Annotated in this window: 22 protein-coding genes, 1 tRNA gene and 1 pseudogene; 10 read left to right on the top strand and 14 right to left on the bottom strand. The window is 72.0% G+C overall.

Annotated features, from left to right (window positions below; genetic code table 11):
- Window positions 1-336: 336 nt before the first annotated feature.
- Complete coding sequence (locus ACI794_RS07720) at window positions 337-693, top strand: hypothetical protein (protein ID WP_456616046.1); 357 nt, start codon at window positions 337-339, stop codon at window positions 691-693.
- Window positions 690-1,325: a hypothetical protein gene (locus tag ACI794_RS07725; RefSeq protein ID WP_456616047.1), complete on the top strand. Its 636-nt coding sequence runs from the start codon at window positions 690-692 to the stop codon at window positions 1,323-1,325. The genes ACI794_RS07720 and ACI794_RS07725 overlap by 4 nt, the downstream gene beginning before the upstream one ends.
- Window positions 1,326-1,581: 256 nt before the next feature.
- Here ACI794_RS07725 and ACI794_RS07730 read toward each other — a convergent pair whose 3' ends face one another.
- The 5 genes from ACI794_RS07730 to ACI794_RS07750 form a co-directional block, all read right to left on the bottom strand.
- Window positions 1,582-2,211: a hypothetical protein gene (locus ACI794_RS07730; RefSeq protein ID WP_456616048.1), complete on the bottom strand. Its 630-nt coding sequence runs from the start codon at window positions 2,209-2,211 to the stop codon at window positions 1,582-1,584.
- Entirely contained in the window at window positions 2,208-2,672 is a 465-nt protein-coding gene (locus ACI794_RS07735) for a hypothetical protein (RefSeq protein WP_456616049.1), read from the bottom strand. The genes ACI794_RS07730 and ACI794_RS07735 overlap by 4 nt, the downstream gene beginning before the upstream one ends.
- Window positions 2,673-3,068: 396 nt before the next feature.
- Complete coding sequence (locus ACI794_RS07740; protein ID WP_456616050.1) at window positions 3,069-3,782, bottom strand: hypothetical protein; 714 nt, start codon at window positions 3,780-3,782, stop codon at window positions 3,069-3,071.
- Window positions 3,782-4,213: a hypothetical protein gene (locus ACI794_RS07745; protein ID WP_456616051.1), complete on the bottom strand. Its 432-nt coding sequence runs from the start codon at window positions 4,211-4,213 to the stop codon at window positions 3,782-3,784. The genes ACI794_RS07740 and ACI794_RS07745 overlap by 1 nt, the downstream gene beginning before the upstream one ends.
- Window positions 4,214-4,774: 561 nt before the next feature.
- Complete coding sequence (locus ACI794_RS07750) at window positions 4,775-5,008, bottom strand: hypothetical protein (protein ID WP_456616052.1); 234 nt, start codon at window positions 5,006-5,008, stop codon at window positions 4,775-4,777.
- Window positions 5,009-5,615: 607 nt separating this feature from the next.
- Between ACI794_RS07750 and ACI794_RS07755 the strand changes: the two genes are divergently transcribed.
- The 3 genes and pseudogenes from ACI794_RS07755 to ACI794_RS07765 form a co-directional block, all read left to right on the top strand.
- Window positions 5,616-5,825 (top strand): hypothetical protein, encoded by a 210-nt coding sequence (locus tag ACI794_RS07755; protein ID WP_456616053.1) that lies wholly within the window; start codon window positions 5,616-5,618, stop codon window positions 5,823-5,825.
- A 171-nt stretch (window positions 5,826-5,996) separates the two neighbouring features.
- Complete coding sequence (locus ACI794_RS07760; protein ID WP_456616054.1) at window positions 5,997-6,239, top strand: helix-turn-helix domain-containing protein; 243 nt, start codon at window positions 5,997-5,999, stop codon at window positions 6,237-6,239.
- A gap of 74 nt (window positions 6,240-6,313) precedes the next feature.
- Window positions 6,314-7,336: pseudogene (locus tag ACI794_RS07765) on the top strand (site-specific integrase); the annotation flags it as partial.
- 200 nt (window positions 7,337-7,536) lie between these two features.
- Here ACI794_RS07765 and ACI794_RS07770 read toward each other — a convergent pair.
- From ACI794_RS07770 to ACI794_RS07785, 4 genes are all read right to left on the bottom strand, one after another.
- Window positions 7,537-7,609: transfer RNA gene (locus tag ACI794_RS07770), tRNA-Ala, on the bottom strand.
- A 106-nt stretch (window positions 7,610-7,715) separates the two neighbouring features.
- Window positions 7,716-8,129, bottom strand: coding sequence for a VOC family protein (locus tag ACI794_RS07775; RefSeq protein WP_456616055.1), 414 nt, complete (start codon window positions 8,127-8,129; stop codon window positions 7,716-7,718).
- Between the two features lie 10 nt (window positions 8,130-8,139).
- Entirely contained in the window at window positions 8,140-8,574 is a 435-nt protein-coding gene (locus ACI794_RS07780) for a helix-turn-helix domain-containing protein (protein WP_456601410.1), read from the bottom strand.
- A gap of 29 nt (window positions 8,575-8,603) precedes the next feature.
- Window positions 8,604-9,386 (bottom strand): M23 family metallopeptidase, encoded by a 783-nt coding sequence (locus tag ACI794_RS07785; protein WP_456616056.1) that lies wholly within the window; start codon window positions 9,384-9,386, stop codon window positions 8,604-8,606.
- A gap of 425 nt (window positions 9,387-9,811) precedes the next feature.
- On the opposite strand from ACI794_RS07785, the gene ACI794_RS07790 reads away from it, so the two are divergent.
- The 4 genes from ACI794_RS07790 (at window position 9,812) to ACI794_RS07805 (ending at window position 14,151) form a co-directional block, all read left to right on the top strand.
- Entirely contained in the window at window positions 9,812-11,404 is a 1,593-nt protein-coding gene (locus tag ACI794_RS07790; protein ID WP_456601412.1) for a mannitol dehydrogenase family protein, read from the top strand.
- A 41-nt stretch (window positions 11,405-11,445) separates the two neighbouring features.
- The gene (locus ACI794_RS07795) at window positions 11,446-12,219 is read left to right on the top strand and encodes an HAD family hydrolase (protein WP_456616057.1); all 774 of its coding nucleotides are present in this window, start codon (window positions 11,446-11,448) and stop codon (window positions 12,217-12,219) included.
- Window positions 12,216-13,349 carry a CDP-glycerol glycerophosphotransferase family protein gene (locus ACI794_RS07800; RefSeq protein WP_456616058.1) on the top strand — a complete coding sequence of 378 codons (1,134 nt, stop codon included), beginning with the start codon at window positions 12,216-12,218 and terminating at the stop codon, window positions 13,347-13,349. The genes ACI794_RS07795 and ACI794_RS07800 overlap by 4 nt, the downstream gene beginning before the upstream one ends.
- 79 nt (window positions 13,350-13,428) lie before the next feature.
- On the top strand, window positions 13,429-14,151 hold the full coding sequence (locus tag ACI794_RS07805) for a phosphocholine cytidylyltransferase family protein (protein ID WP_456601415.1): 723 nt from the start codon (window positions 13,429-13,431) through the stop codon (window positions 14,149-14,151).
- A 17-nt stretch (window positions 14,152-14,168) separates the two neighbouring features.
- Here ACI794_RS07805 and ACI794_RS07810 read toward each other — a convergent pair whose 3' ends face one another.
- From ACI794_RS07810 to ACI794_RS07830, 5 genes are read right to left on the bottom strand one after another with little or no spacing between them, the layout of a single operon-like run.
- Window positions 14,169-15,245: a hypothetical protein gene (locus ACI794_RS07810; protein ID WP_456616059.1), complete on the bottom strand. Its 1,077-nt coding sequence runs from the start codon at window positions 15,243-15,245 to the stop codon at window positions 14,169-14,171.
- Entirely contained in the window at window positions 15,242-15,913 is a 672-nt protein-coding gene (locus ACI794_RS07815; protein ID WP_456616060.1) for an SCO family protein, read from the bottom strand. The genes ACI794_RS07810 and ACI794_RS07815 overlap by 4 nt, the downstream gene beginning before the upstream one ends.
- Complete coding sequence (locus tag ACI794_RS07820; protein ID WP_456616061.1) at window positions 15,910-16,641, bottom strand: YcnI family protein; 732 nt, start codon at window positions 16,639-16,641, stop codon at window positions 15,910-15,912. Before ACI794_RS07820 ends, ACI794_RS07815 begins: the two co-directional genes overlap by 4 nt.
- A gap of 40 nt (window positions 16,642-16,681) precedes the next feature.
- On the bottom strand, window positions 16,682-18,463 hold the full coding sequence (locus ACI794_RS07825) for a copper resistance CopC family protein (protein ID WP_456601419.1): 1,782 nt from the start codon (window positions 18,461-18,463) through the stop codon (window positions 16,682-16,684).
- The gene (locus ACI794_RS07830) at window positions 18,460-19,104 is read right to left on the bottom strand and encodes a zf-HC2 domain-containing protein (RefSeq protein WP_456616062.1); all 645 of its coding nucleotides are present in this window, start codon (window positions 19,102-19,104) and stop codon (window positions 18,460-18,462) included. The genes ACI794_RS07825 and ACI794_RS07830 overlap by 4 nt, the downstream gene beginning before the upstream one ends.
- Window positions 19,105-19,178: 74 nt before the next feature.
- Here ACI794_RS07830 and ACI794_RS07835 point away from each other — a divergent pair, with 74 nt between their 5' ends.
- Entirely contained in the window at window positions 19,179-19,742 is a 564-nt protein-coding gene (locus tag ACI794_RS07835) for a sigma-70 family RNA polymerase sigma factor (protein WP_456616063.1), read from the top strand.
- The last annotated feature ends 160 nt before the right edge of the window (window positions 19,743-19,902 follow it).

Raw genomic sequence — 19,902 nt, forward strand, 5'->3', positions numbered from 1 at the left:
GGGTAAGCACCTGCGGCCGCTGCCGGCCGGGTGCGGCTCTCGTGGACTGAACGCCACAGAAGGACGTCGCGTGGGCGTAACCGCACGATCACCATGAGTAGTACGACAAAGACCGCCTGCGCGCACACCACGGCGATCACCCGCCCGCGGATGCCCTCTGGCGCCGCCGTCTGCCGCCGTACTCGCTCGGCGTAGTAGATCGGCCACTGGTCGCCCGGCGGGGGCCGGGCGGCATGAGTGAAGATTCGTAGCCGATCGGGCGACGCTTCTGATAGCGGACTCACGGCTGTCACCCGACAAAGTGCGCACCAGCACGGGTGCCTACCGTCACGTGTCATGACACGCCCTGAGCTGCTGCCCGACACGTGGTTCAGTCGTGAGCTGCCGGTATTGATCGAGGCCGTGCGCCACTTCGACGCGAGCAACCAGCCGCTCCCCACGGACACCATCGCCGACTCGCTGGGCTGGGACGTGGATCAGGTGGGGGCCGCCGTCCGGCGGTTGGAACGCGTTGGCCTTCTCGAGGAGCTTGGCGTCGGTCTGGGAACCGCGGGCGGCGACTACGTGGCTCGCGTCTCCGCCGATGCCTACCGAGCGACCGGTGCCTGGCCGACTCCGGAGATCGCGGCCGACCGACTCCTGGCCGCGCTGCAGGCGGCTGTCGATAAGGCCCCCGAGGGCGAGGCCAAGTGAAAGCCGAGACGACCGTCGCCGTCGTCGCCGCCTCCATCGCCCTCGCCGCGGCCGTGGCCACGTTCTGGCAGGTGCGGGAGGCCCGCGCACAGACGGCCCTCCAGCGGCAGATACGGATCGACAGCGCCCAGCCGTACGTCTACGCCGACTTCCGCGTTGACTTGATCCAGGGCGCCCTGATCACCGTTCACCTGGAGAACCGGGGCCCCACCGTGGCAACCAACGTGCGGCTCACCTGGCAGCCCGAGCTACCGGGCAAGCACACGGTCGGCGGCACGACCGGCGACCCCTCGCTTCCACCCCGAGTACTGCCGTCCATGCCGCCAGGCCGCGTCATGATCTGGACCCTCGGGGTCGCTGAGAAGCTGCTGAACGACGACACGGTGCCGCGCGACTACCTCGTCACGGTGAAGGCCGACGGTCCGTTCGGACCTGTAGAGCCCCTGACCTACACACTCAGCCTCGACGACATGCACCACACGCTCGCTGTGCCCATCGGAAGCCTGCACAAGATCGAACGCGCCATTGCCACCTCCGGGAAGGCGCTCGACAGGATCGCCTCTGCTCAGGACAGGCTCGCTCGCATTGCTGCGGACGAGGCCGACGGCGGCGGCCCGACCCACGTCCCGTAGGCCGTCCAGCTCTCGCCATCCGGGAGCCGCTGCACGAGCAGACCCCCGGGCCGCCGTTCAAGCGGCACAGGTCGCCTCGCGTCGGCTGCACGGTGTCCCAGAGTGCGGCCTCAGGGACACGGTCAGGCGGCGACTGAAGGTCGCCAGTAGCGGGCTGGCGCTGCAGCGACAAAGGATGGCGCAGTCAGATGCGACGCCATCGCGAAACCGGGTTGAGGCGTCATTTCCGTCCCGCCGCGCCATATCGAGACTGCCATCAGTCCGATTCTTGGTCTGCGCGCCATGGGCAATGGACACCCTGCCGCTGACTCGTCAGGCCCACCCTGTCTTCGTCGGTGAAGTCAGGGCTCCGGCCCGCGGTAGCGGCGTGGTCGGCCCACGTCTTCACTGGCCGACCAGGCTCTGCCGGGGCGAGAGCCCAAAAGCCGATGTCGGTGTTGTAACTCCATGCGCCGGTACCGGGGAGGCGCTTGTCCACGACAATGCCCCGGCGTCGAAGCTGCCCGAGAGCCATTCCGATGCGGTTGCTGGCGGTGTTTCTGATGTCGCCAAAGGCGACATGACCCGCCTCGTCGACGTGGCGCGCAAACACGTCCCATGCGACCTGTCGGAGCCGCCCTTCGATGATGCCGTGCTCAAGATATGGATCCCCTGGCCTCAGCACGGCCAGCAGTGGGTCATAGAGGTCACCGAGCACACCGTCCCCGACAACGGAAGAGCGCGCGTCGGAGTCGGGGTCTGCATGCCAGACGGCCGGCTGGAGGTCATCGTGGCGTCGCACACTGGTGCAGGTGTAGAGGAAGCCAAACCCGTCCGGCGCCCTCTCCGCAGTGACGTCGTCAGCTGAGAAGCAGGCCGGGCAGGTGACGATGACCCGCCTGCTCACTTGACACCGGCCGACTGCTGATTGCGGGCCGCCTGCCACCAGGCGGCAATTTCGGGCAGGGTTCGGTAGACGTACACGCCGTCCTCCCGGCGCTTCCACTCCATCGGCCAGTAACTGCGGCCGTCGAAGTCCCGCTTGATGAGCTTCGTCATGGCGCTGAGTTGATTTCGGACGTGGTACGGGGACTCCGCTCGCTCCACCGGGGGCACAACCCAGTCCCCTTTTGCGGCCGCCTCGTCCATAAGGTCCACGACGAGGTCGTACTTCCGCTCCACCACACGGCCGGCGAGCCGGACGATTTCCTCCGCAGTCCACGGGCCCTGCTGTGGGACGAATACCCGGTTGCCTTCTGGGGCCGCGAGTGGCCCCTCTCTGTCTGCGCGGAACTCGTACTCGTCCAGGAGGTCGGCCACGCGCGTGACGAGTGACAGAGGCACTGACATCAGGACACTTCGCTCCATGGGACTGCTCCTACGGTTGACGGTCGGGTCAACGCAGGGTTCCACGAGTTGGCACTCCAGCGCAAATCCTACGACAACCCTACGTAGGGCTGCCTGGCATGCGTCGTGTTGTTCGGACGAGCGTCAGACGCCTAAGTCGTCCTCCAGGTGCTCGGGAATCCGCTGACGGACGGGGCAATCGTGGGTGGTCGCCAGCCCTCTTCGCGTGACGCTGGCATGTCCCAAAATGGGCCGCTCAGGGCTGGGGCTCAGCGGTTCGGTCCTCGGAACTCGAACTGTCCACCTAGCCACCGGACGAACTTGGGACTGCTGCGCATATCGGTCCTAGGGGCACCTTCGGGCGACCTAAGCCGCGCGGGCTCGTGAGCCGTCGTGGCTCGGACGGCCATACGCGTATCACTGTCGTTGCAACCTGTTTAAAGCAGGCCGTATCCGCTCGATTGCCGCGAGCGCCTCACGGATTGACGACTCATTCACTACAATCCCGTGCACCAGATCGTTTCTGTACGCAGCGACTTCCGAGAAGGCCGCGACCTCTGAGTCCGAGAGGAAACCGGCCTTCTCCAGATCTCTGACCAGTTGACGCACTGGTTTGCCCGAGACCGAGGAGCCGAGCAATGTCGCAGCACCCAGACGCACAGAGGACTCAACGTCGATCCACTCCGCTAAGAACTCATTGACGCCGCGACTCGACCCCCGTCTCGCTAGAGACTCTTCCATCCGGCGGCGGGTGACTCGTCGAGAAAGGGCAAACAACACGAGTGACGCAACGAGAGTACTTGATGCACTCACTATGACGGTCAGAGCAAAGGTCGAAGGGAAGGTGCTAGAAAAATTCACATAGACGCCAAGAATCAGGCCGAGCAGGGCCACCAGGAGGTACACAAGGGCGGCCCGCTCGTAGAGTCGCGCTCGGCGAGGTTTCTGAGATTCTTCAAGTCGAGTCTCACCTCGGAACGCTTCCACGACATCCCGAACGGCGATCGTGTCGCCGAAAGCGCGTCGCGTTGCCGAGAGTAGAACCTGCTTACGGAGGTCTTCCACGAGCTCCTCCAGAACTTGTCTAGCCTCAGGTGTAAGACGGCCCTCGACGTCCTGCCATAGAGGCATCAAGACTCCCCACCCCTCCATCCCCGAATCTCGAGAATGATCACCATGACAAGACCGACCGCCAGGGAAGACCAGAACAGCGCGATACCCCAGTCCTCCTCCAACTTGTTTCCCCCGACACCGATGCCAGCGGCAGCAAGGTATAGAAGAAGGCGCGTAAGGAACGCCCAGAATTGGTCCTTGCCAGACTGCTTGAGGCCTGTCCTGCGTACTTCTATGTAGGCGTCGGAGATGTGCGCTGTAGTGAACTGCTGCTGTGTCGATGTGTTTCCGCGAGACCGCTTCTCGTAAGTGGTCGCCTGATCGAACAACTCGTTGGCGAACGACTCAATGCGCTCGGTCAGAACTTTCTTCGGCTCGCTGGTGAGCGATCCTGCACCCGCCACGTCGACCTGAACGCTCAACGGTCCTGGGCCGGTCATGCCGCGCACGCCTCTTTCCAGCCGATGAGCCCAAGTAACGATCGTCGCAGTTCCGTCGGGTGACGCCGTCTCAAAGAAGCCCTCCGCGCAACCATGGTCTTGAGCGGATGATACGGCCCGCAAAGTCTTATGAGACTGGCTCGCTGGGCGCGTCGGCTCTCGCGCAGTCGAACCGGTCAGCACATCTAAGACGTCCGTGACGCCGTCCGAGGGTCCGTGGCCCGAGGTGTCCCACAGGCACGTGGGCTCACCTCTCTTTGGAGCTAAGTCATGCTCCAACACTGCTGCCCTCCTCACGCCCGAGCAGGCCGAGGGCCTGCTGGCCACACCTACCCTGTCCGCCTCGGTCGCCGCCAACCCTGCAGTGTCCGGTCTCCGGCCGTCGCCTGCGGGTGCCCCGGGTGACGGCCATGACTTCGATGCGGGCGTTGTGGCGGTCGCAAGTCGACATGCCACGAAAGTCGACCTCCTCACCTGTCCTCGACCGGGGGACACGTGACTCAGGCTCTTCCCCGCGCGGGCGACCAGACGCCTCTGGCGGCCCATCGAGGATGACGGTCCGCCCGTGGGCTAGGAGGGCTGGGTCCGCTGGTCGCGTGCCTTGTGCAACTGATGAGTCAGGAGGGTCAACATGCCCAGACGACGAGAAAGGTAGCTCTCGGGGCCGAACGCGCGTTCGCAGACTGCGAAGACGGACTGTTCACTGACGTCGACATGGGCGAGAAAGGACGTGCGCCTCTCGCTCTCGCAGTCGCCAGGCGGCGCGCCAATAGCGAGCAGTCTCTCCGGGTCGATCTTGTCCACCGTCTGGCCGACCTCCCGTCGCATGTTCTCTCACTATTCGGTGAGCGGGTCCTCCCGGCTCGGCACCTAGACAGCGTGTCAGACGGAAGTCTCATCCCACGGTCGGACCGCCCAGTTCGGCTGTCCCATAGGCCGCCTTCAGAGACACCCGGGCTCGAGGCCTGAGCTGCCCTCCAACGAGGCTTCGCTTGCCACCCTCTACGCGGAGGACCACCCCGGGGACCAAGCAGCACCGGAGACTCCAAGATCACGAGGCATCACACCTCTTGCATCTAGGGTCTCGGGACTCGTTGTGGCGGGTTGCTGCAGGATCGTGTGCACGGTCGTCGTCATGGGAAACAGTGGAAGCCCCTACCGGGCTCGGCGCCGGGAGCGGGAGCAGCAACGGCGCCTGCAGTCTCAGCACACGCCGGCGAGGCATGCCCGCGCGGCGAAGCGCAGCGCCAGCGTCGAAGGTAAAGAACGCCGGGTCGCGGCGGCGGCCTGCGGGTGGTGCGGTGGACCCATCACGCCGGGAAGCCGGGGGCCTATCCCGAAGTGGTGCTCGGCCACCTGCCGGCACCGCGCCTGGGAGCAGGCCAGGGCCGCGGCCTCCGGTCTGTCAGCGGTGGAGCTCGTCGAGCGGCGCTTCGAGGTCCAGGTTCCTCTCGTTCCCACCCGCCGTGACTGGCCCCGACTGCTCGGCGAGCTCGCCAGCCAGCTGAACGACGGGCGGGTCTACGACCGGGACCTGCCCGCCCTGGCGCGGGCTCTTCAGCCCGTACTGGAGGCCTACCGGAGACGCGCCCACCTCACCGGCGCCCTCGACGTCCGCTGAGCTTGAGGCTCAAAGTTCTCCAGTTGGCACGAGGCCGCGCTCAATTCTCCAGTCGCTCACGGCAACGGCCGCAATCCCTGGCTGGAGACCGACTGGGGACGTTCGGCAGGCCGCTCCACCATCGTCGTACTGCAACCGCCACAGGCAGCAATTGATCCAGGAGGTCTCGACATGGATGGTCCGCAGCCGCTTCGGGACGCCATGGCCGCCGATTGGCTCCTCCTCACGCCGGGGGAGGCGGCGGAGGTCCTCCGCATCGGCCGCACGACGGTGTACGCGCTCATGAAGAGCGGGGAGCTGCGTCCCGTACACATCGGCCGCAGCTGCCGGATCTCTCAGGCAGAGCTGGACCGCTACGTCCGCCGCCTCGAGGCTTCCCACTCTCGTCCACAGCCTTCGCCGGACGCCGCGTGAGTCCACAGCGCGCCTGCCCCCTACTGGCGTCTTCCAGAAGACTGAGCTGTCTTAAGGGCCCTAAGGGGTAGCGGATGGCGGGACGTGCGTCGAACGGTGAGTCGACGATCTACAAGGGCGCCGACGGGCGCTGGCACGGGTACGTGTCGGTTGGCGTCAAGCTCGACGGCAAGCCGGACCGACGGCACGTCAGCAGCAAGAGCCGCGGCGTCGTGGTCACGAAGGTCCGCGACCTGGAGCGCAAGCGTGACGCCGGCACCCTCAGCGCCGTCTCCACCCCGACCGCCGCCGACTGGCTGGAGCACTGGCTCACCACCATCGCGCCGCGCCGGGTGCGGCAGCGGACCCTGGAGAGCTACCAGTCCGCCGTCCGCAAGCACCTAGTCCCCGGACTCGGACGGCACCGCCTCGACCGGCTGCGCCCCGAGCACCTCGATCAGCTCTACACCGCGCTCCTCGACGCCGGCTACTCCCCCGCCACCGTGCTACGCCATCACCGCATCCTGTCCCGGGCTCTCACTGTCGCGGTCCAGCGCGGCCACGTCCCGCGCAACGTCGCAGCACTCGTCGACCCTCCCGCCCAGCGGCGGAGCGACCTGGCCACCGCCCTCGACCTCGACGAGGCCCGCGCCGTCCTGGAAGCCGCCGCCACCGTGCGCAACTCGGCCCGCTGGACCGTTGCCCTCGCCCTCGGCCTGCGCCAGTCCGAGGCCCTCGCGCTGCAGTGGAAGGACATCGACCTGCTCAACAACACCCTCACGGTCCGGCGCAGCATCCACCGCGTCCGCGGCGGGCTCATCTACGAGGAGCCCAAGACCCGACGCAGCCAGCGCACGCTCGCCCTGCCGATGCCTCTCGTCAACGAGCTGCACCGTCACAGGGCCGCCCAGCTCGGCGAGCGGATGCTCGCCGGCTCCGAGTGGCACGACGAGGACTTGGTCTTCGCACAACCCAACGGCCGGCCGATCGACAAGAAGACCGACTACGACGACTGGACCCGCCTGCTCCACAAAGCCGGCGTCCGGCACGTGCGCCTGCACGACGGCCGGCACACTGCCGCCACCCTGCTGCTCAGCGAGAACGTGCACCCGAGGGTGGTCATGGAGCTGCTCGGCCACAGCCAGATGCGCACGACGATGGACATCTACAGCCACGTCATGCCCGCCCTCGCCCGCGAGGCCGCCGACCGGATGAGCGCCCTGCTGCTGCCAGGTGAGGGTGGGCGAACTGCAACCACGACTGCAACCAGAGACGACTCAGGCCGTCCTCCGGAAGGAGAACGGCCTGGTCATTCGGGTGGAGCTGAGGGGACTCGAACCCCTGACCCCCACACTGCCAGTGTGGTGCGCTACCAGCTGCGCCACAGCCCCGATCCCGGCCCGGCGTCCTTCCTCCGAGCCGGGAGCAACTGTACAGGGCGGGTCGGCGCGACCGACGGAGGGGGTCGGTGCCGCGGATCGCATGGCGGGCCCGTGCTCAGGCCCGCTTCATCTGGGCGACGCGCACGTGGTTGCCGAACGGATCGCGGAGGCCGAAGTCGATGCCGTAGGGCTGGTCGACCGGCTCCTCGGTGATCTCGACGCCGCGCTCCCGGAGCTCGGCGTGGGTCTTCCAGGCGTCGTCGCAGGTGAAGAAGAGGTGGCCGCCGGCCGCCCCCTTGCTCACCAGCTCGCGCACCTGGGCAGCGGTCTCCTCGCTCATCGCGGGGGCGCCGGGCTTCTCCAGCAGCACCGCGTGCCCGGGGTCGGTGGGCAGCGCGACGGTCAGGAAGCGCATCGGCCCGAAGTGCATGTCGGACTGCACCTCGAAGCCGAGCTTCCCGACGTAGAAGTCGAGGGCGGCGTCCTGGTCGGGGACGTAGATCTGGGTGATGGAGATGGTCGTCAGCATGGGGCGAACGCTAGGGAGCCGGGGCGGGGAACCGCTTCTCCGAAACTGCTCGATCAGTGGCCGGCCGGGCCCAGGCCATCGCGAAGCAGGTGGGCACCGGCGGCAGCGGCCCGCGACGCCGGTAGGCGCTGGGCGGCTCCCCGACGACGTCGCGGAAGACGCGGCTGAACGTGCCGAGGCTGGAGAAGCCGACCTCCATGCAGACGTCGGTGACGCTGCGGTCGCCGGTGCGCAGCAGGAACATGGCCCGCTCCACCCGGCGGCGTTGCAGGTAGCGGTGCGGGGTCTCGCCGAACGCGGTCCGGAACGAGCGGATGAAGTGGGCCGGCGAGACGAGGGCGATGCGGGCCAGCGTCGGGACGTCGAGCGGCTCGGCGTAGTGGCGGTCGATGGCGTCCCGCGCGCGCAGCAGCCGCCGGTTGCTCTCCTCGACGGCGCCGGCCACGTGGCGATCAGACCACGCGGGCACCTGCGTCAGATGTGGACGCCGCGCGCGGCCAGCCACGGGATCGGGTCGATCCGCTTGCCGTCCAGGCCGCCCTTGTGCACCTCGAAGTGCAGGTGCGGGCCGGTGGACTGGCCGCGGTTGCCCAGCAGGGCGATGGTCTCCCCCGCCTCCACGTACTGCCCCGGGGTGACCAGGATCTTGTCCATGTGGCCGTAGACGGTGACGTCGCCGTTCTCGTGGAGGATGTAGACGGCCAGGCCGAAGCCGCTGGCCGAGCCGGCCCGCAGGACCACGCCGTCGACGGCGGCGTACTCGGGGGTGCGCATCGGCGCGGCGAGGTCGATGCCGTAGTGGAAGGTGCCCCACCGGCTGCCGTAGCCGCTGGTGAGCCGGGCCCCCGCGACGGGCAGGACGGCCTTGGGGCGCGCAGCCTCGGCGGCGGCGGCCGCCGCGGCCTCCTCGGCGGCCTGCCGCTCTGCGCGCGAGGCGGCGACCTCCTGCAGGCGCGCCTGGGCCTCGGCGAGGGTGATCGAGGCCTGCGGCAGCACCTCGACGCCCTCCTCGGCGGTCAGCAGCGCGTCCTGGGCCGCCATCACGGAGGTGGCCTCGGCCGCGGGCGCGCCCTGCAGGCTCATCCCGGCCGCGAGCACGCCGCCCAGCAGGAGCGAGCCCAGCAGCAGCGCCGGGCTGCGCCGGGTCTGCGCCCGGGGCGCGCGCCGGCCCGCCCTCCGCTCGGCCGCCCGACCGGTCCCGGGGCCGACCGCCGCCAGCACCGCCGTGCGGGCCTCCGGGCCGATACCAGCGTCCATGCACCCTGTCCGTCTCGCGTTCCACCACCTGCGCTCACCCATCGAAACATTGCGTGACGCATCCGTGACCAAGCGTCCGGCGCGTCCTCCGGGACACGCCGAGGTGAGCCGCACCACCTGTCCCGCGAACCCCACGAGTCACAGGAGGGAATGACACCCGTGTGTTTCGACCCGCCTGTCGGGGCCCCGGACCGATCGACGATCATGGACGCGCAGCACGGGTCCGGGACGCGTTTCGAGTGCCCCGCAACGGGCATTTCCCTCACTCGGCGTGAAACATCCGCGCCGCTCCGGCGCCTCCGCATCTGCGACGCGGCGCCGGACCTCGTTGCGCGGCACCCGGTATGACCCGTGTACTGCTGACCCCCGGAGACCCGGAACCGGTCGGCAGTGCGCCGCGCTCAGGACAGAGAAGGAGGGACGCGATGTCACAGGCCGAGCTCCTGTCCCTGCGGGGACCCGCCGGGACGGCTCCGGCCGGGCATCCGGGGTCCCCCGTCCCGCCGGCCGCCACAGCGGTGGCGGCCGCCGAGGTGCACCCGCTGACCGACGCCACCCTGCCGCTGCACGAGGCCCAGCTCGCCGTGCCCACCTACGACCGATCAGCGCTCACCCCGGCCGTGGTCCACTTCAGCGTCGGTGGCTTCCACCGCGCCCACCAGCTCCTCTACTTCGACGAGCTCGCCGAGCGCCGGATCAGCGACGACTGGGGCGTCGTCGGCGTCGGGCTGCACAGCCGCACGATGAAGGACGCCCTGGCCCCGCAGGACCACCTCTACACCGTCGTCGAGCGCAGCCCCGACGGCGAGCGTGCACGCGTCGTCGGCGTCATGGTCGGTTACCACTTCGCGCCCGACGACCCGGCCGCGGTGCTCGACCTGCTCACCGACGAGCGCACGCGCATGGTGTCGCTGACCATCACCGACAGCGGCTACCGGGTGGACCCGCGGACCGGGCTGTTCGACGCCGACGACGTCGACATCCGCCAGGACGTGGCCGAACCGTCCTCCCCGCGCACGGTGTTCGGCTACCTCGTGGAGGCGCTCGACCGACGCCGCCGGGCCGGGCTCGACCCGTTCTCCGTCGTCTCCTGCGACAACATGCACCGCAACGGGGACGCGGCCCGCGCCGCCGTCGTCGGGTTCGCGCGGCTGCGCGACGAGGTCCTCGCCCGGTGGATCGCCGACCGCGTGGCCTTTCCCAGCAGCATGGTCGACCGGATCACGCCGCACACGAGCGCCGACGAGCGGGCCGCGGTGGCCAGCCGTTACGGGGTCGACGACCGGTGGCCGGTGATCACCGAGCCGTTCTCCCAGTGGGTCATCGAGGACACCTTCTCCGCGGGCCGCCCCCCGCTCGACGCCGTCGGCGTGCGGTTCGTCCCGGACGTGGGCGCCTACGAGCTGATGAAGACCCGGCTGCTGAACGCCAGCCACTGCGCCCTCGGCTACCTGGGCTCGCTGGCCGGGTACGCCAGCCTCGACCAGGTGATGGCCGACCCGGTGCTCGCGGGCTACATGGCCCGCCTGATGGACGTCGAGGTGACGCCGCTGCTGCCGGCGCCCGACGGGATCGACCTCGCCGGCTACAAGCGCACCCTCCTGCAACGGTTCGCCAACCCGGCGATCGCCGACGGGCTGCCCCGGCTGTGCCGGCGGGGCTCCACCAAGATGCCGCACCACCTGCTGCCCTCGCTGCGCCAGGCGATCGAGGAGGGGCGGCCGCACGGCCTGCTCACCCTCGCCGTCGCCGGGTGGTTCCGGTACCTGCGCGGCACGGACGAGGCCGGCCGTCCGCTGACCGTCGAGGACGACCTCGCCGACCGGCTGCAGGAGCTCGCCCGCGCCGGCGGCAACGACCCGCGCCCCCTGCTCGGCGAGACGGCGGTGTTCGGGGACCTCGGCTCCCGGCCCGCCTTCGTGGCCGACCTCGGAGCGGCCCTGACGGCCCTGGACCGCGACGGCGTCCGGGCCACCGTGGCCGCCCGCACGCCCGACCCGGCGGCACCGCCACGGTGACCGCCTCCCCGCCCACCCCGTCCTCGAAGGGAGACAACCTGGTGCCGACCCTCCCGCCGGCGCTCGTCGAACGGGTGCAGTACCTGCTCTGCGATGCCGACGGCAACCTCTTCCCCTCCGAGGAGCCGGCGTTCGAGGCCTCCGCCGAGGTCACGAACGCCTTCCTCGCGTCCCTCGGCATCGACCGCCGCTACACGGCGGACGAGCTGCGCCACGCGGCCACCGGCATGAACTTCCGGTCCACCGCCCTGGCGCTGGCCACCGAGGCCGGAATCCCCGACGCCGACGTCGAGCCGTGGGTCGCCGAGGAGCGCCGCGCCGTCACCGCGCACCTCGGATCCACGCTGCGGCCGCACCCCCCCACGCTCGAGGCGCTCGGCGCGCTCGCCGGTCCGCTGGAGCTGGCCGCGGTGAGCTCCAGCGCACTGTCCCGGCTCGCCGCGTGCTTCACCGCGACGGGGCTGGACGAGCTCATCCCGCCCGCGCGCCGGTTCAGCGCGGAGGACTCGCTGCCCACGCCCACCAGCAAGCCCGATCCCGCCGTCTACACGCACGCCTGCGCGGAGCTCGGCATCGCCCCGGAGCAGGGGCTCGCGGTCGAGGACGCCGTCGCCGGGGTGCGCTCGGCCGTGGGCGCCGGCTGCCCCACCGTCGGCAACCTGCTGTTCGTGCTCCCCGACGAGCGGGCCGCCCGCGCCGAGGCCCTGCTCGCCGCCGGTGCGCTCGCCGTCGTCGATTCCTGGCAGGAGCTGGCCGACCTGGTGCTCGCCTGCCCGCCCCGCTCCCACGACGCCCTGAGGGGGGCCACCCGGTGAAGATCGTCTACGTCACCTTTCGCGGCCACTTCTCCGACAGCCCGCGGGCGCTGTACGAGGCCCTGCGCGCGCAGGGGACCCCGGCCGAGCACACCTGGTTGTCCGCGCCGCACACGCAGGCGGGCTTCCCGGCCGACGTGCGCACGGTGACCTTCGGCAGCCCCGAGTCGATCGCCGCGCTGGAGGCCGCCGACCTGGTCATCAGCAACGACCACATCCCCCTGGACTGGGAGAAGCGGCCGGGCGCCACGTACCTGCAGACCTGGCACGGCACGATGCTCAAGCGCATCCACAACGACGTGCTGTGGGCACCGGAGGGCCGGCTGGCCTACCTCGACCAGGACATCGCCCGGTGGGACCTGCTGCTCTCGCCGAACGCGGCCACGACCGAGCGGCTGCGGAAGGCGTTCGGGTACGGCGGCCCCATCCACGAGACCGGCCTCCCCCGGAACGATCTGCTGAGCAGCCCGCGCAAGGACGAGATCCGGGCCGAGGTCCGCCGGGACCTGGGCATCGCCGACGACCAGACCGTGGTGCTCTACACGCCCACCTGGCGCGACGACCTGGTGTTCGAGGGCAGCGGGGAGCGCGACTTCGAGTTCCCGATCGACCTCGACCGTTTCACCGAGCGGCTGGGCGAGGACCACGTGCTGCTGCTGCGGCTGCACAACATGGTCATGAGCCGGCTCGAGGTCGTCGACGGGTCGGCCGTCCGGGACGTGTGCAACCACCCGGACATCGCCGGCCTGTACCTGGCCGCCGACCTGATGGTCACCGACTACTCGTCGACGATGTTCGACTTCGCCATCACCGGGAAGCCGCAGATCTTCTACACCTACGACCTGGACCGGTACCGGGATCAGCTGCGAGGCTTCTACTTCGACCTCGCCGAGGTCGCGCCCGGTCCCCTCGTCGCCACGAGCGACGAGTTGATCTCGGCGATCGCCGACATCGACACCGTCACCGCGGAGCACGCCGGGCGCTACGCCCGGTTCCGCAAGACGTTCTGCCACCTCGAGGACGGCGGCGCCACCCGGCGCGTCCTCGACCTGATCCTCCCGACCGCAGCCGCGGCAGGGCCGACCACCAGCTCGAACTCCGAGGGAGATGATGTCCGTGCGGACCGGTGACCACGTCCTCGAGCCCGTCCGTCTGGGTGGATCCCCCCTGACGGCCCGCACGACCCCCCGACCGCCGCAGACGCCGTCGGTGCAGGTCGTGATCCTCGCCGCCGGCATGGGCACCCGGCTGGGCCGGCAGGACCCCAAGCCGCTGACCCGGCTCGACGACGGGCGCAGCATCCTGCAGCGCCAGCTCGAGGGTCTGCGCGCCGTCCTGGGCGCCGATGTGTCGATCACCGCGGTGGTCGGCTACCGCAGCAAGCGGATCATGAAGGCCGCGCCCGACCTCCTGTTCACGTACAACCCGGACTTCTCCGTGACCAACACGTCGAAGAGCCTGCTGCGCGGGCTCAGGACCACCCGCGAGGGGGGCGTGCTCTGGCTGAACGGCGATGTGGTGTTCGACCCGGCCGTGCTCGAGGTCGCGCTCCCGTTCATGGCGGCCGACCAGAGCTTCGTCTGCGTCGACACCAGCACCGTCGCCGAGGAGGAGGTCAAGTACACCCTCGACGGCGACGGCTGCATCCGCGAGCTGTCCAAGATCGTCCGCGGCGGGCTAGGCGAGGCGGTGGGGATCAACTACATCTCCTCCGGCGACAAGGCGACGCTCATCGAGCACCTCGAGGCCTGCTCGCACGAGGACTACTTCGAGCGGGGCATCGAGACGGCGATCGCCCGGACGGGCCTGCGCGTGCAGCCCGTCGACATCTCGGCGTACGCCGCGGTCGAGGTGGACTTCGAGGGCGACCTCCAGCGGGCGAACACCCTGTTCGGCGGCGGGCCGGCGAACGTCGTCGCCGAGATCGCCTGACCGCGCGGGAACCGCCGTCAGGCCGCCGGCACCGGCCGGTCGACGGCGGTTCCCGCGGGCGCCGGCGAGGTGTCCCGGAACCGGCGCACCGCCGCGATGCCGCCGGCGACCAGGCCCACGCCCAGGGACGCCAAGACGCCCACGGCCAGCCGCGCCAAGGGCTCCGGGCCGGCCGACACCACGTTCGCCGACCACAGCACGTCGACGTCGGGCAGGCCCTGCACCAGCAGGAGCCACCCGGTGACGACCGCCAGCAGCCCGGTCATGGCGCCCTGCCCCCGGCGGGCGGCCCGCAGCCCGAGGACGGCGCACAGCAGCGCGGCCCCCGCCGACAGGAGCGCGGAGACGACGGCGCCGGTGTGGGAGCCCACGGTGACCGGCGGCTCGGGCGTGGCCACCGCGTGCCAGAGCGCCGCGAGCGCCCCCACGCCGAGGAGGACGCTCAGGGGCAGCGGCGTGCGGGCGAGCAGCCCCGCCGCCGCCGCGGCCAGCACGAGCACGGCCACCGGCGGCCACACCGGCCACGGCGACGGCGGCGGGGTCCAGGTCAGCACGCCGGCGACCTGGGCCTCCGTCCCCCCGTGGCTCAGCGGCACGACCCACTCCGAGACGAGGTGCTCGCGGGTGGGGTCGGCGGCGACCTGCGGCGGCAGCACGCCCTCGCTCATCCAGTGGGTGCGGTGGTCGTGCCAGACGTAGGCGGGCTCGGTGCTCACCTGCTCCCAGTCGGGCGCGGCGTCCGCGTCGGCGGAGGCGGGCAGCGCCGTCCGCCCGTAGCGGTCGAGGTTGATCCAGGTGGCCGGGCTGTTGGCGTTCCGCCAGACGCCGTCGGGGCCGATCCGCAGGTAGGGCTCGTCGGAGTAGCCCGGGACCAGCACCTCGACGTCGGTGGTGTTCACCAGCTCGAGCTCGTCACCGAACTGCAGCGACCGCACGCTCACCCCCGGCAGCTGCGGGGTCACCGCCACCACGCGGGCGTCGAAGTCGCTCCCGGCCGCCCCGCCGCCGACGTGCGCCGACGCCGGCCCGGCCAGGGCCAGGAGCGCCACCACGGCCGCCAGGACCGCCAGCAGGCGGCCGGGGCCACGGCTCACGCGCCCGCCACCACCTGGAGGTCCTCGGCGATGTCCTGGTGGGTGTTCCCGGCGTCGAACGCCACGTGCGCCTCGTCGTCACCGCCGTACAGGAGCAGCAGCGTGGAGTGCAGCCGGCCGTCGTCCTCGGCCTGCGGCACCCCGGCGGCGAGCTGCGCCTGCTCCACCGCCTTCTGGTCGCCGGTGAGGCCGACGAACGAGGTGGGCAGGTCGGCGTCGAAGCGGTCGAGGTACTCCCCGAGCACCTCCGGGGTGTCGGTCGCCGGGTCGGTGGTCACGAAGACGACCTGCACCTGCTCGGCCAGCGCCGGGTCGACACCCCGCAGCGCCACCGCGACGTCGGCCATCGTGGTGGGGCAGATGTCGGGGCAGTTGGTGTAGCCGAAGAACAGCATCGTCGGGCGACCCGCGGTGTTGGCCCGGAAGTCGTACTGCGCACCGGTGGTGTCGGTCAGCGTGAACGACGGGCGGCGGTAGGGCTCGGGCAGGTCGAGCCCGGCGAACCGGTCCTCGGGGCCCTCCACCACGGCCGCGGCGAGGCCGGAGTCCGAGTGGTCGTGGTCCTCGGCGGCGTCATCCGCCGAGCTACCGCAGCCGGTCAGCAGCAGGCCCGCGGTGAGCAGGAGCGCCGGTGCGGCCCGGCGGGGACGTCGGACGGCGGGAGTCACGAGGACACGGTACGTCGGGAGGCGCGGACGCCGAGGACTACACCGGCGAGAGCGGTCATCAGCGCGAGGATGGAGAAGAAGAGCGCGAGGGCGCCGGGGTCGGCGGTGTGCCCGGCGTGCTCGTCGGCGGCCACCGCGACCTCGCCGTCCGCACTGTCCTGCCCGCTGTCCGGGACGCCGGCGGCCAGCGACAGCACCGGGGCGGGGCGCTCGGGCTCCGCCTGGCCGGCGAGCGTGGGCTCGATCCAGGCCGATTCGCTACCGTCGCTGTAACGCTGCACCGCCGGGTAGCTGACCTGCTCCGACTCCGGGAACGGCCCGCCGGAGAGCGCGAACTCCTGGAACTGGCCGGGGGCGATGCCGACGCCGTCGGTCGCGCGGTACTCCACGACCGCGACGTACGAGCTGATCTCCCGGCCGTGCACCTCGACGGGCTCGGCCAGCTCGGCGGTCTCCGTGGTGATGGTCCAGCCCGGCACCGGCTGGGCCCGCAGCGACCCCATCGCGGCCTCCTCGGGGATCTGGATCCGCAGCGCGACGGTGCCGGCGGTGTCGCTCTCGTTGGGCACCCGGAAGGTCAGCTTGCCGAACCCGCCGGGGGCGGCGTCGCTCGAGGAGACCGTGACGTGCGCGGCGGCCGGGGCGGCGAGGACCACCGCGGCCGCGACCGCGGTGAGGACGGCGAGCAGCACGGCCGCCGTCCGCCCGAGCAGACGGGTCGAGGACATGGATCTCCTTCTCGGGGGGTGGCCGGACCGCCGAGGGCGGTCAGCGCACGGGGAAGTCGGTGGCCGCGGTGAGCGCGGTGAACTCGTCGAGCCGGACGGTGGCGGTCAGCGTCCACGTGCCCGCGCCCGGGATCGTCATCCCGTCGCCGATGAAGTGGCCGGGGCCGCCGGGCTGCAGGTCGACGTCGAGCGGGCCGATCTGCTGGCTGCGCTCGGTCAGGGTGACCCGGATCTCCGCCGGCTGGGTGAGCCGCCCGGCGTCGTCGAAGAGGTAGAGGTGCAGGGAGTTCTCGCCCGGCCGCGCGGGGTCGACCTGCACCTGCAGGCTGCCCGACGCGGCCCCGGAGCCGCCCTGCAGGGGCAGCACGACCTCCACCGGCTGGGCCAGCGCCGTCCGGGCCGGCGGGGTCGCGACGAGCACCGCCGACAGCGCGAGGACGACGGCCGCGAGCACCGCCTCCACGAGCAGCGAGCGGCGCAGCGCCGGCAGGTGCTCGGCCGCGGCCTCGGCCTGCAGCCGGTCGCGCTCCGCGGCGGCCTCGACCTCCTCCGGAGCGGGCTCGGTCCGCTCCGGCGCTACGCCCGACGCGAAGGCGTGCACGGTCGCCGTGCGGCGGCGCGGGGGCCGGCGGACGCCCAGCCGCTGCTGCACCCACACGCGGGAGATCCCGGCCGCGGCCAGGATGACCACGACGAGCAGCAGCTTCGCCGCGAGCAGCCGGCCGTACGTCGTCTCCACGAGCGCGATCGGCGAGGCGACCTCGCGCACCGACTGCACGACGCCCGACACGACGAGCGCCACGACGGCGCCGAACGCCAGCCGGGAGAACGCCGGCAGCGCGGCCGCCGCCCCGCCGGGCCCGGCTCCCGGCCGGACCGCGGCGACGAGCAGACCGGCGAGCCCGCCCAGCCACACCGCCATCGCCGCCGCGTGCACCGCCGCGACGAGCACGGCCAGGACCGGCCACGGCCCGGCGACCGGGTGGCCGACCGCCGCGGTGGCCAGCACCAGCCCGCCGCCGAGCACCACCACCGCGACCGTCGTCCCGCGCCCGGGCCCGGTCGCCCGCCACGCCCGGCGCAGCGCCAGCAGCAGGGCGACGGCCAGGGCGGCGCGCGCCAGCGCGGCCCAGCCCGCCCCCGACTGCGCCGTCGCGCCATGCAGCGCCGGGTCGGTGATCCCGCCCAGCCCGGTGCCCGCGGCGTAGGGGCCCTGCAGGAGGAACCCGGCGAGGGCGGAGACGGCGACGGCCGCCGCGCCACCGAGGGCCATCCGCCGCAGCCGCTCGGCCGCGCGCCCGGCGGGCCAGCAGACGGCGACCAGCACCGGCACACCGATGGCCAGGGCCAGCCCGGCGTACCCGGCCCAGCGGGTCACGGGCAGCAGCGCCCCGACGACCGGGTCGGTGGCGGCACCGGCGTCGGCGGGGCCGGTGGCCAGGAGCTCGCCGTCGCCGACGGCGAAGGAGAAGGCACCCGAGACCGGGTGCGAATCGGCCGAGATGACGCGGTAGGTGACGAGGTACCCGCCGTCGGGCAGCCCGCCACGCAGGGGGATGGTGACGACGTCGCCGTCGACCGAGGCGTTCCCGGCGTCGACCCGCTCCTGGCCGGCGCCCAGCACCCGCGCGTACCCGGCGCCCAGCGACACGCCCTCGCTGAACCGGAGGGTCACCTCGCCGGGCGCCTCCTCGATCGAGGCGCCCTCTCCCGGCGTCGTGGAGACCAGCGTCGCGTGCGCGGCGGCGGGGCCCGCCGTGCCGATGCCGGCGCCGAGCCACGCGGCGACCAGCAGCGCGAGCAGGAGGAGGGTGCGCCTCACGCGGTCACCCGTCGGTCGGCGACCACGGCGGCGGGACGGCGGCGGCGGCCGCGCCACGCGACCGCCGCGACCAGGAGAGTGCCGGCGAGGAGCAGGAGGTGGGCCGCGGCGCGGTCGGCGTGCACGTGCCCGGCCTGCAGGTCGGCGAGCGTCACCGGCACCAGCAGGGCGACGAAGGACCCCAGGAAGGGCAGCGCGCCCGAGGCCAGCCGCGGGCCGGCCGCGACGGCGAGGAAGGCCGCGGCCAGCGCCAGGTTCCAGGCGCCGCTCTCGCGGGCCATGTGCACCGGGGCGCTCATCGCGCCCGCGCCGGAGGCGAGCAGCGGCCACGCCAGGGCGGCCTGCGCCACGCCCACGGCCAGCAGTGCCAGGCGCAGCGCCGTGCCGGCCAGCCGGGTGCGCGCGGCCGTCCGGGCGCCGGGCAGCTCGCGGGGCAGGGCCCGGAGGACCGCCGCGGTGAGGTCGGGCACCTCGGGCGCCGGGGCCAGCCGCGCGCGCCGGGTCACGCGCTCGGCGGCGGCCGCCCAGCCGGCGCAGCCGGCGCACGCGGCCAGGTGCGCGTCGAGCTCGGCGGCGGGCACGCCGGAGGGCTCGCCGTCGAGGCGCGCGGAGAGCGCCTCGCGGCAGGAGGAGCAGGACATGGTTCATTAGTCTCCTCCGGGCGGCGTCGGGTTCCCGCCTCCCGCGGACTTTCCCGTGACACCCTGAGAAGGACATGGACGACCTGGCACGCGTGGCCGCGGACGCCGCCGACGGTGATCCGCTGGCTGCGGCCACCCTCGTGCGGGAGACCCAGTCCGACGTCTGGCGGCTCTGCGCCGCGCTCGGCGACCGCGCCTCGGCCGACGACCTGACGCAGGAGACCTACCTGCGGGCGTTCGGCGCGCTGCACCGCTTCGAGGGCCGGTCCTCGGTGCGCACCTGGCTGCTGGCGATCGCGCGCCGGGTCTGCGCCGACGCGCTGCGCTTCCGCCGCCGGCGCCGGCTGACCCTGGTCCGGGAGCCCGCGGACCTGGAGCAGCTGGCCCCGTCGGGCGCCGCGGACGCCGTCGGCGAGAGCGCCGCGGTCGCCGACCTGCTGGCCCGCCTGGACCCCGATCGGCGCGAGGCCTTCGTGCTCACCCAGCTGCTCGGCCTCCCCTACGCCGAGGCCGCCGAGGTCGCCGGATGTCCCGTCGGCACCATCCGCTCGCGGGTGGCGCGGGCGCGCGCCGACCTCGTGGACTCCCTCGCCCGGGTGAGCGCGGACCCCGGTCGGAGCGAGACCGCCCGCAGCTGACCGCGGCGGGCACCTCGCGGAGACCGTGCTGCCCGACGGCCGCGCCGCCGGTTCCCGATCCGGCCCGGCCGAGCACGTCCGGCGGCTCCTTCCACGCCCCCGTCCCATCCACCGGGACCGGCCATGCGCCTAAGTGCATCGATCTGGTAGACATTGCGCC

The sequence above is a fragment of the Blastococcus sp. SYSU DS0541 genome (genome assembly GCF_054050875.1).

Excerpts from the sequence above, each read along its gene's own strand:
- ACI794_RS07785 (WP_456616056.1), bottom strand. The coding sequence starts at position 9,386 with ATGGACGCTGGTATCGGCCCGGAGGCCCGCACGGCGGTGCTGGCGGCG.
- ACI794_RS07735 (WP_456616049.1), bottom strand. The coding sequence starts at position 2,672 with ATGGAGCGAAGTGTCCTGATGTCAGTGCCTCTGTCACTCGTCACGCGC.
- ACI794_RS07720 (WP_456616046.1), top strand. The coding sequence starts at position 337 with ATGACACGCCCTGAGCTGCTGCCCGACACGTGGTTCAGTCGTGAGCTG.
- ACI794_RS07775 (WP_456616055.1), bottom strand. The coding sequence starts at position 8,129 with ATGCTGACGACCATCTCCATCACCCAGATCTACGTCCCCGACCAGGAC.
- ACI794_RS07790 (WP_456601412.1), top strand. The coding sequence starts at position 9,812 with ATGTCACAGGCCGAGCTCCTGTCCCTGCGGGGACCCGCCGGGACGGCT.
- ACI794_RS07835 (WP_456616063.1), top strand. The coding sequence starts at position 19,179 with ATGGACGACCTGGCACGCGTGGCCGCGGACGCCGCCGACGGTGATCCG.
- ACI794_RS07740 (WP_456616050.1), bottom strand. The coding sequence starts at position 3,782 with ATGCCTCTATGGCAGGACGTCGAGGGCCGTCTTACACCTGAGGCTAGA.
- ACI794_RS07830 (WP_456616062.1), bottom strand. The coding sequence starts at position 19,104 with ATGTCCTGCTCCTCCTGCCGCGAGGCGCTCTCCGCGCGCCTCGACGGC.
- ACI794_RS07820 (WP_456616061.1), bottom strand. The coding sequence starts at position 16,641 with ATGTCCTCGACCCGTCTGCTCGGGCGGACGGCGGCCGTGCTGCTCGCC.
- ACI794_RS07760 (WP_456616054.1), top strand. The coding sequence starts at position 5,997 with ATGGATGGTCCGCAGCCGCTTCGGGACGCCATGGCCGCCGATTGGCTC.